7 protein-coding genes are annotated in these 9,799 nt (G+C 53.7%); 4 read left to right on the top strand and 3 right to left on the bottom strand.

Annotation, left to right across the window (positions count from 1 at the left end; genetic code table 11):
* Window positions 1-626: 626 nt before the first annotated feature.
* Entirely contained in the window at window positions 627-3,089 is a 2,463-nt protein-coding gene (locus tag AADEFJLK_RS09930) for a tetratricopeptide repeat protein (protein ID WP_103974130.1), read from the top strand.
* 16 nt (window positions 3,090-3,105) lie between these two features.
* Here the strand turns inward: AADEFJLK_RS09930 and AADEFJLK_RS09925 are convergent, their stop codons facing one another.
* Both AADEFJLK_RS09925 and AADEFJLK_RS09920 read right to left on the bottom strand, forming a co-directional pair.
* On the bottom strand, window positions 3,106-3,585 hold the full coding sequence (locus tag AADEFJLK_RS09925) for an NfeD family protein (RefSeq protein WP_103974129.1): 480 nt from the start codon (window positions 3,583-3,585) through the stop codon (window positions 3,106-3,108).
* Between the two features lie 2 nt (window positions 3,586-3,587).
* Window positions 3,588-4,520 carry an SPFH domain-containing protein gene (locus AADEFJLK_RS09920; RefSeq protein ID WP_103974128.1) on the bottom strand — a complete coding sequence of 311 codons (933 nt, stop codon included), beginning with the start codon at window positions 4,518-4,520 and terminating at the stop codon, window positions 3,588-3,590.
* Between the two features lie 923 nt (window positions 4,521-5,443).
* On the opposite strand from AADEFJLK_RS09920, the gene AADEFJLK_RS09910 reads away from it, so the two are divergent.
* Together AADEFJLK_RS09910 and ispG are read left to right on the top strand one after the other, a co-directional pair.
* Window positions 5,444-5,743 (top strand): hypothetical protein, encoded by a 300-nt coding sequence (locus AADEFJLK_RS09910; RefSeq protein WP_088620747.1) that lies wholly within the window; start codon window positions 5,444-5,446, stop codon window positions 5,741-5,743.
* Window positions 5,744-5,851: 108 nt separating this feature from the next.
* Complete coding sequence (gene ispG, locus AADEFJLK_RS09905) at window positions 5,852-7,087, top strand: flavodoxin-dependent (E)-4-hydroxy-3-methylbut-2-enyl-diphosphate synthase (protein WP_088620748.1); 1,236 nt, start codon at window positions 5,852-5,854, stop codon at window positions 7,085-7,087.
* A gap of 250 nt (window positions 7,088-7,337) precedes the next feature.
* On the opposite strand, the gene AADEFJLK_RS09900 is transcribed toward ispG, so the two are convergent.
* A complete protein-coding gene (locus tag AADEFJLK_RS09900; protein ID WP_103974178.1) occupies window positions 7,338-8,417 on the bottom strand; it encodes an acyltransferase family protein in 1,080 nt (359 codons plus the stop codon).
* 423 nt (window positions 8,418-8,840) lie between these two features.
* Between AADEFJLK_RS09900 and AADEFJLK_RS09895 the strand changes: the two genes are divergently transcribed.
* Window positions 8,841-9,719, top strand: coding sequence for a hypothetical protein (locus AADEFJLK_RS09895; protein WP_103974126.1), 879 nt, complete (start codon window positions 8,841-8,843; stop codon window positions 9,717-9,719).
* Window positions 9,720-9,799 lie beyond the last annotated feature (80 nt).

The following is a 9,799-nucleotide window of genomic DNA, read 5'->3' as shown; positions in this document are numbered from 1 at the left end:
ATTTTATTCTCCCCACCCCAACCCTCCCCATCAGGGGAGGGAGTTGCCCACCTTAACAAGCCTTAGCTCTCCGCTAATCTTCCCCACTATTTAGAGGTGACTTTATGAAAAACTTGATGATCGAGTTTTAACATTTTTAAGAAGAAGCCGTCATTCCGGCGGATTGCCGGAGCCGTTAGACCGCGTAAGCGAATCCAGATGCCATGGATGGCATCTGTCAATCTCGTACAGTTGAAAAGTTCGGATTGTTCGTTTTTTTCGTTCGATTTCCGTTATTTTTGCGTGATTATTAACGTTCACATCCTTGTGAACTAGATTCGCTTACGCGGTCTACGGCTCCGGCAATCCCTTTATGTGGGTATGCCGGAATGACGGGTATTTTTAAGGATGCCATGCTTATTAACAGCCTGCCGTACATTTTTAGCAAAAGACCCTGAAACCCATATAGAGCCAAATCAAAATTGTTGCCAAAAATCTACCTTACTGATTCTTAAGTATTTTTAAACTTGTGTATAACGATGATCGCAGGGTGTGGGAGCAAGAAGAAAATGCGCGGGCCGTACCTTACCCAAACCCCACCTTAGTGTTAAACTTGCCCCACCATCCAGCCACCGCACAGCCCCGCCATGACCCGACAAAGCCACTCAGGCACAGGCCCCAACATCGGACGCGACCAAATTAACGCCGACCGCCAGACCAATATGGGCGACGGCAGCATTTACAACGAAAACGTTACCCACATCCACTATGCCGACAAAGCCATCCCCCGCCACCTGACCGCCACGCCGTTCATCCCTGACGTGTTCCAAGGCCGCGAGGAAGATTTATTGGCGATACGCGCCAAGCTGGAGGCAAATAACCTGCCCTTGCTGTTGGTCAACGGCCAGGGCGGTATCGGCAAGACTTCATTGGCGGCGAAGTATTGGCAAACTTACCAAGGCCATTACGCCCACACTGCATGGCTGTATGCCCCCAGCCGCTTGGACGATGCTTTGCTGATGTTGGCCTTGCCTTTGCAAGTGAACTTCCCCGATGCGATGCCCACGGCGCAACGTTTGGAGGTGCTGCAAGCCGCCGTCGCCAACCTCACCGCGCCCTGTTTGCTGATTATCGACAACGCCAATAATGCCGAAGAGTTGGCGCAACACTGGGGCTTTTTACACGCCTGCACCAACTGCCATATCCTGCTCACCAGCCGCCTGAACGACTTTAACGGTGCTGACCGTTACCCGATTGCCGCTTTGCCGGAAGATGTGGCCTTACGCGTCTTCAACAGCCATTATCCGCAGCACAGCAGCGAAGATGACGGGCTGTTTGCCAGCATCTACCAAGCGGTGGGCGGCAACACGCTGGTGCTGGAGCTGTTGGCGAAGAACTTAGCGGTGCTGAACCATGACGAAATGACCTACAGCCTAGGTGACTTATTGAAAGACCTGCAACAGCGCGGTTTGTTACGCTTGGCAAAAAACCAACCTGTGCGCATGGCGGGCAAAGGCCAACTCCCCAGCTTACAAACCGCCACCCCCGCCGCCCTTATTGCCGCCCTGTATGACGAACTGGAACAAATCACCCCGTTAAGCGCAGCCGAACAATGGGCGTTGTGCAATCTGGCGGTACTGCCCGCCGAAAACCTGCCTTTCCCTTGGTTAAAAGACCTGTTGTTTTTTGACCTTAGCCCAACACCCCGTAAGAATATCTGGCATAGGGTAACCGCGTGGCTGAAACCCCGCCCACCTGCCGCCGCTCCAACCCTTTCCCAAATCCTCAGCGGCTTGGCGGCACGCGGTTGGTTGGAGAACAGCACCCAAAACGGGATAAGCCACTACAAAACCAGCCCTGTGGTGCAGGAGATTACCCGCCATAAAAACGCCGAACACTTGCCGAGTTATTGTGCGGGCTTGGTCGCTAAGCTGAAAGACAAACTGGCTTGTGAAGCCAATACCGGGCATTTGCTCAACACCAGCTACGCGGACGCGGCGGCTTACTGCCGCCATGCCGAAACGGTCACGGCTTGGCTACCTGATAGCAAGAATCTTGGCTTGTTGCGCACAAATATAGGCAGCTATCACCTGACCATCGGCAACCTGGACAAGGCCTTAAGGGCTTTTACCGATGATCATACCGTCATGGCCGCACTCCACCAGCGCGAACCGGATAACTTGGATGTTAAAAACGACCTAGCTGTGGCCTGCCAATTTTTAGGCAACACCCACACCACGCTGGGCGACCTGCAACAGGCCTTGCGCTGGTACGAAGACTACCACCGCCTGAAACAAGAACTCCATGCCGCCGCCCCCGGCCATCTGGACTTTAAAAACGGCTTGGCGATTGCCTGCCAATATTTGGGCAACACCCACACCACGCTGGGCGACCTGCAACAGGCTTTGCGCTGGTACGAAGAATTCCACCGCCTGGCACAGGAACTCCATGCCGCCGCCCCCGGCCATCTGGAGTTTAAAAACAATTTGGCGGTTGCCTGCCAAAAATTGGGCAACACCCACACCACGCTGGGCGACCTGCAACAGGCCTTGCGCTGGTATGAGGACTACCACCGCTTGGAACAGGAACTCCATGCCGCCGCCGCCGGCCATCTGGAGTTTAAAAACGGCTTGGCGATTGCCTGCCAATATTTGGGCAACACCCACACCACGCTGGGCGACCTGCAACAGGCCTTGCGCTGGCGTGAAGAAGACTACAGGCTGTCACAGGAACTCCATGCCGCCGCCCCCGGCCATCTGGGCTTTAAAAACGGCTTGGCGATTGCCTGCCAATATTTGGGCAACACCCACACCACGCTGGGCGACCTGCAACAGGCTTTGCGCTGGTACGAAGAACTGCACCGCCTGAAACAGGAACTTCATGCCGCCGCCCCCGACCATTTGGGCTTTACTAATGGCCTAGCCGTTGCCCTCAATCATTTAGGCTGGCATTATGAACAACAGGGCAATCTTCCCTTAGCCTTGGACTATTATCGGCAAGCCCAAGCTCTATGGGCGGAATTAGTCGCCAAATCGCCGCTTTATGTGGAGTTTAAAAATAATTTGGCTTGGGTCAATGGGCGGCTGGAGGAACTGGCGGGAAGGGCGTAAAAACTTCAGCATCGGCTTACACGTTGTCCTGACTGGGCAAACTGGCGGGTGCAGGGTGAACAGCCTGCACCTCAAAGACCGTGCCGTTAACGGCGACCACTTTAACTTTTGTGCCCATCGGGCAATCTTCGCCGTAGACTTTCCAAATGGAATCGTCCGCCCTGATTTTGCCTTGGCCGTTTTCTATGGCTTCGTACAGGCTAAAGACCCTGCCGATATACTGCGCCCCGCGTCGGTTGAGCAAGGGTTGGTCGGAGTAGATGACGATTTTTTTGGCGTAGCTTTTCCAGGCGACCAAGGCGACGATGGCGCTGAGCGAAAACACCAGCACCTGTATGTCCAAGGTCACGGCGGGCAGTAGCCAAAAAATCAGGCCGTTGAGGAAAGCGGCGGCGGCCAGCCATAAGAAGAAAAATCCCGATACCAGCATCTCGGCGATCAGGAACACTATCGCCAGCACCCACCAATACCAAAACAAAAAACTCAACGCCGCCATGGTTACTTCCCGCTTTTGGCGTTTTTGGCCATCGCCTCTTTCGCCAGTTCGCCGATGCCGCCTAAGGCACCGATAACACTGGAAGAATCCAGGGGCATAAAAATCAGCTTGCTGTTATTGGCCGTGCCGATCCCTTTGAGGGCTTCGATATATTTTTGGGCGACGAAGTAGTTGATGGCGTTAATGTCGCCCTTGCTGATGGCTTCGGAGACCATCAGGGTGGCTCTGGCTTCGGCTTGTGCCAAACGTTCGCGGGCATCGGCATCGCGGTAGGCGGCTTCTTTACGGCCTTCCGCGTCTAAGATGGCGGCTTGTTGCGCCCCTTCGGCGCGGAGGATTTCCGATTGCCTTAACCCTTCGGCTTCCAGAATCGAGGCGCGTTTTAAGCGTTCCGCCTTCATTTGCCGGCCCATGGCTTCCACCAAATCTTTGGGCGGGGCGATGTCTTTGATTTCGATGCGGGTGGCTTTGATGCCCCATGGCGTGGTGGCATCGTCAACAACGGTCAACAGGCGGGCGTTGATGTCGTCGCGGCGGGACAGCAATTCGTCCAGATCCATAGAACCCATGACGGTGCGGATATTGGTCATGACCAAGTTGAGTATCGCCCAATCGAGCTTGCTGACTTCGTAGGCGGCTTTGGCGGCATCCATGACCTGATAAAAGACCACGCCGTCCACCGTCACCATCGCGTTATCTTTGGTGATGACTTCTTGCGACGGCACGTCCATGACCTGCTCCATCATGAGCATTTTTTTGCCGATACGGTCGACCAGCGGGACGATAAAGTCTAAGCCGGGGGTGATGGTGCGGGTGTATTTGCCGAACCGCTCCACCGTGTATTCCATACCCTGCGGCACTGAGATGATGCTCATCAGTAAGGCTAAGACGACAAACACCAGCACCACTAAAACTGCAATACCTAAACCATCCATAAAAACCTCCGCTTACGTTGAGAAATGACACGTTGTTTTTGGTACGTTTGCGCCTTGTTAAGCCCTGTCGGCGTTAAATTATCGGCCTATCTATACTGTGAACGGCCAAGTTTTCGGCTTTTACAATTCACCGTAGGGTACGCTGTACCCTACCAAACAACCGAAAACTTGACCGTTTGAAGCCTATAACTCGATCATCAAGTTTTTAACATTCGGATAAATTGTTCAACTACCGGATATTGAAAATTTGAAAAAATTAATTTAAAACAACAAGTTGCAATGGAATCCATCCCCCTCCCCTGATGGGGAGGGATGGGGTGGGGAGAATCTAAATAAGGCTTTTTTCATTAATCAGACAGACAGAAAGCAGTCTGATTAAAATCTCTAAGTCATAAGTATAAGTCATTGATTTTATTCTCCCCACCCCAGCCCTCCCCATCAGGGGAGGGAGCAGTCTTACCCTACACGCTTGTGTTTTTAACAAATTCCCTACCCTATTCAGGGCAGGGCGGGCTTTATGAAAAACTTGATGAAGGGGAGTCGCTATTTTTGCGAAAGATTGCTTCGGCATCCTTGCCGGTCAATCAGCAAAAATCACGCGACCGCTTATGCCTTCGGCTGCCCCAGCCGTCCTGGTCACTCGCTCGCCACCCAACAAGGGGTGGCTCACATGCTCTCCAATGACTCGACGCGATTTCGTATAGCCTGCATTTTCACTTCCGCTTCGCTTCGTGAAAACTCAGGCACTATCGCTTCTGGGGACTACTCGACTCCTGTCTCGCAGCGATCGAGTATAAATAATCTGCCACACCCGGCGCGGCAATGTTTAAAATAGACGGTTTGCCCGCCGCTAGGCTTGCAAAAATTCCCTGACAGGTAATACTGTACTCTTTTCAACCCATGCTTAAAACAGGTAAATAACAATGACAACAGCCGCTTTTGACCTGGCCCTGTGGACAATCCTTTTCTTTATTATCGGGATGATTAAGCCCAAATGGCCGTTATTTTTCTTAAAAAGCGCCGACCGCATCGTGGTGGCATCCATCACTGCCGTGCTGGTGATGGTGACGGTGACGCTGTTCACCGAAGGCGCACGCCGGGACAAACTCGCTAAAGAAGCCGTCTCGGCTCCTGCCGCCAGCCAAGCGGCGCCCAATGCCCCGGTGGCGGTTCCCGTGCCTGTGCCGACCCCCGCCCCGGCAGCTCCTCCGGCGCATAAATAAGTGTGCGGCGGCTGATTGGCGGCGGCGGGCTGTTCTGCCATCGCCTCATGCGCCGCTATCGCGTATAATAAGCACTAAGCCTATTAATTTCCTAAGAAGATTTCGCGTATGTCTTTAAGCCTAAGAAAAATCACCCATCCGGTTATGGTCGGCAATGTCAAAGTTGGCGGCGGTGCGCCGATTGTGGTGCAGTCCATGACCAATACCGACACCGCCGACATCCAGTCCACGGTTAAACAAATCATTGAGCTGGCGACGGCGGGTTCGGAGCTGGTGCGGATTACCGTCAATACCGAAGAGGCCGCCAAAGCAGTGGCGGAAATCCGCAATCAATTGGACAAAAAAGGCTATTCGGTGCCGATAGTCGGCGATTTCCATTTTAACGGCCATAAGCTATTGGAAAAATATCCCGATTGTGCGGCAGCGTTGGATAAATACCGCATCAATCCGGGCAATGTCGGGCGTGGGCGTAGCCGTGACCCGCAATTCCAACAAATGATCGAATTTGCCTGCCAGTATAATAAGCCGGTGCGTATCGGCGTTAACGGCGGCAGTCTTGACCAAGCGGTGCTGACCCGTTTGTTGGACGATAACCGCGCCCTGGCCCATCCTGAGCCACTGGCCGCGATCACCCGCAAGGCGATTGTCCTGTCGGCGCTGGAAAGTGCCGCCAAAGCCGAGGAATTGGGGCTGGGTAAAGATAAAATCATTTTGTCCTGTAAAATCAGCAATGTCCAAGAACTGATTGCCATTTATCAGGATTTGTCCAGCCGTTGCGATTACACCCTGCATTTGGGGCTGACCGAAGCGGGTATGGGTTCTAAGGGCATTGTCTCGTCCGCCGCCGCCCTGTCGGTGCTGATGCAGCAAGGTATCGGCGACACTATCCGCATTTCCTTGACCCCGGAACCGGGCACCTCCAGAACCCAAGAGGTTATTGTCGGCCAAGAGATTTTGCAGACGATGGGTTTCCGTTCGTTCACGCCGATGGTCATTTCCTGTCCTGGGTGCGGACGCACCACCAGCGATTATTTCCAAAAATTGGCGATGGACATCCAAGGCTATTTGCGTGACCAAATGCCGGTCTGGCGTAGCCAATACCCTGGGGTAGAGGCGATGGAGGTGGCGGTGATGGGCTGTGTGGTCAATGGCCCTGGCGAAAGCAAAAGCGCCAATATCGGCATCAGCTTACCCGGTACGGGCGAAACCCCGGTCGCGCCAGTTTATGAAGACGGCGAAAAAACCGTGACGCTAAAAGGCGACCGGATTGCCGAAGAGTTCCAAGAGATTGTCCAACGCTATATTGAAAGCCACTATAGCCTTAAGGAAGACGCGGGGGCTTAGGAATGAGCAGGAAATAATTCAGGCAAACGCTAAATTGGAGCGCGGGCATCTTGCCCGCCCTTGCGGGCAAGATGCCCGCGCTCCAAAGAGAAAACCGCCTCATGACAAGGTTTGCCGAAGTTATTTCATGCACATTACTAATCTTAGGAATGTGCATGAAATAAAATCTGTTGTAGAGACGTTGCACTGCAACGTCTCTAACCACCTTTGGGCCAGCATAAGCTTTATGCTGGCACTGCACCTATAGGCTTCAGCGTAGGCGGCGGGGCATATCCCGTCCGGCGGGGCGGTTCATCGCCCGGATTCTCGTGCGTAAGCGTTGGATGGGGATGTCCACCAGATAGATGGTCATCAGGGACAGCACGGCCACCACCAGCAAGGTGCTGAGGAAGACGATGGCCCCGCGCCCCGACAATTCATGAAATGCTTCGCCATACAGTAAATAGCTTACCGCCAAGCCTGCTTGCCAGTGCCACAAATAGACCGGATAGGCAAAGTCGCCGATCACTTTATCCGCAGCGGCAGGGATAGCGGCGATTTTGTCGCCTTTAACCAAGCTGTAGACCAGTAAGGCGCAAATGCCGATGTTCAAATAAAAGCCGATTTCAAGGTAGAGGCCCGGATGGGTAACGGTCAGGACAGTCCAAAGCAAGCAATTGGCCAGTAAGGCCATAAATAAATGTCTGGCGCGTAGTCGGCTGCGGACATAGAGCTGATAAACACGCGGTTCCTTGGCTAAAAAATACAGTGCCGAACCGACCGCAAAGGGTAGCGACCCGGCGGCGATGGGGGCATAGCGTTGCCTTAGGGGGGCTTCCAGCAGATAAGTGCCGATCACATAGGCGACGGAGAGCAGTAGCCAAACCTTAATGCGGCGCGGGTGTTTGGAAATGCCCAAGCCAATCGCCACATAAAAAAACAGCTCCACCGTTAACGCCCAAGCGGGCGGTACCAGGCGCGGATCGACCGAATTGGGTAGCCAAGCCGGAAACAACATACTGGCATTGCTCAGATAGTCTTTAAGCGACTGCGGCAAAAATAGGCTGTCATGGTAACGCAGGACGGTTGCCGGGCCGATGCCGATAATCAAAGCGGCCGAACCTAAGGCCGCCAACCAATAAGACGGATACAGCCTTAACAGACGGTTAGCGGCAAACGCTAGCCGCCCTGACCGGGTATAGCCGTAATTATCGTGCATGATAAGGGTCATCAGGTAGCCGCTGATCAGGTAAAAGCCAAATACCGAATAAGTGCCTAAGGGCGATAACTCAATCAGCAAATGGAAGGTGACTACCATCAACGCCAGTGTTGTGCGGAGTAAGCCTAGCATGGGTCGTAAAATAATGGCGCGAAAAAAGGGCGGGTAAAACCAATCGGCAATAGTAACGGACAGCGGCGGCAAAGTCGATAGACGCTAAGGAACGTGCATAAAATTTAAGTAGGCGTTCATTGCATCTTAGTATCCGATGCAGGGGAGTAAGCAAACGGCTTCCTCGTTGTACGGCGAAAACCAGGGAAAAAAGCCCCTCCCCTGTCCCCTTCGGCTTTGCCCAGGGAACGCGGAGGCTATTAATGGGCGGTTACTTATGCCTGTAGAAACCGTTAGTTTACGGCCAAGGACACCAGCAAGCGCTTGAAAAAATAGTGCGCTTGGCGGTAAATGCAGTTTAAACTAAGGGTCTCGCTGCCGCTGGGCCTATCTGGCCTGCCGCCGCAACCGTTGTATGCCATTCCCTAACATGAGCTGATACTGATGACGAATCCCGCTCCTGCCGATGCCGCTCCTGCCGGGTCGCGGTTTTTTATTAACTTGCCGCATTACCGCATCGATATGTTTTTAGCGGCTGCCGCCACCGACTTGGTGGTGACGTTTGAGCCGATGGGCAGAAGAAAAACCTTCGGGGAAGGCCGCGAAGGCTGGGGCATGCGTTTTTTGCAAGGCTTGGGCTATTCGGTGATGGCGGTGATGATTAAAGACTGCGACTGGTACCGCCAAGCCGACTTGGCGGCCTTTTTTGCGCAAATGCAGGCGCGGGGCTTTTTCCGCAGCTTTGCCAAAGTCAGCACCTACGGGGGCAGTATGGGCGGTTTTGCCGCTTTGGCCTATGCCGATGCGGTATCGGCTGACATCGTGCTGTCACTGAACCCACAGGCCTCTTTAGCGGCGGCTTTCGCCCCGTGGGAAAGCCGTTTCCCGTTTGTTGACCGCAAGCAATGGCAAGACGGCCTGAATAATGCGGCGGCGGGCTTTAAGCGCGTCCGGCAAGCCTATGTCATTTATGACCCTTGGTTGGCATTGGATGCTAAGCAGGTGCAGTTGTTGGTGGCGGATAACCCCGCTTTGGTACGGCTAAAAGTGCCCGCCGTGGGGCATGGTATGCCGAAATGGCTGGCGGAAATGGGCTTGCTAAAACCCACCGTCGGGGCCATTCTGGCCGGGCAGTTTTGCCTGGCCGACTTTTATCAGCAAGCCCGCAAACGGCGCACCCTCAGACGGTATTGGCAATTGCTGATCGCCTTGCCAAGAGTCGCCAAGTCGCCGCTGTTCACGGAAATTGTCGGGCGGTATGCCGCGCAGTATGGCTTTCCCTATCGGCAAGGCACGTTCGCGCTGCCTGATGCCGCCCTGTAAGAGCTGCTGCTTAGTTGCTGCTTGATAATCAAATTGTCATATAAGCAGGTGTAAAATAGACTGTAATTTTTCTGACATAT

It is taken from the genome of Methylovulum psychrotolerans, from assembly GCF_002923755.1.
Classification (GTDB): Bacteria; Pseudomonadota; Gammaproteobacteria; order Methylococcales; family Methylomonadaceae; genus Methylovulum; species Methylovulum psychrotolerans.
The sequence above is the reverse complement of the archived record's forward strand: the minus strand, read 5'-3'. Positions and strand labels throughout refer to the sequence as shown.

Bases quoted from the DNA above. Each gene is read 5' to 3' on its own strand.
- AADEFJLK_RS09910 (WP_088620747.1), top strand. From the start codon at position 5,444: ATGACAACAGCCGCTTTTGACCTGGCCCTGTGGACAATCCTTTTCTTT.
- AADEFJLK_RS09900 (WP_103974178.1), bottom strand. From the start codon at position 8,417: ATGCTAGGCTTACTCCGCACAACACTGGCGTTGATGGTAGTCACCTTC.
- AADEFJLK_RS09930 (WP_103974130.1), top strand. From the start codon at position 627: ATGACCCGACAAAGCCACTCAGGCACAGGCCCCAACATCGGACGCGAC.
- ispG (WP_088620748.1), top strand. From the start codon at position 5,852: ATGTCTTTAAGCCTAAGAAAAATCACCCATCCGGTTATGGTCGGCAAT.
- AADEFJLK_RS09895 (WP_103974126.1), top strand. From the start codon at position 8,841: ATGACGAATCCCGCTCCTGCCGATGCCGCTCCTGCCGGGTCGCGGTTT.
- AADEFJLK_RS09920 (WP_103974128.1), bottom strand. From the start codon at position 4,520: ATGGATGGTTTAGGTATTGCAGTTTTAGTGGTGCTGGTGTTTGTCGTC.
- AADEFJLK_RS09925 (WP_103974129.1), bottom strand. From the start codon at position 3,585: ATGGCGGCGTTGAGTTTTTTGTTTTGGTATTGGTGGGTGCTGGCGATA.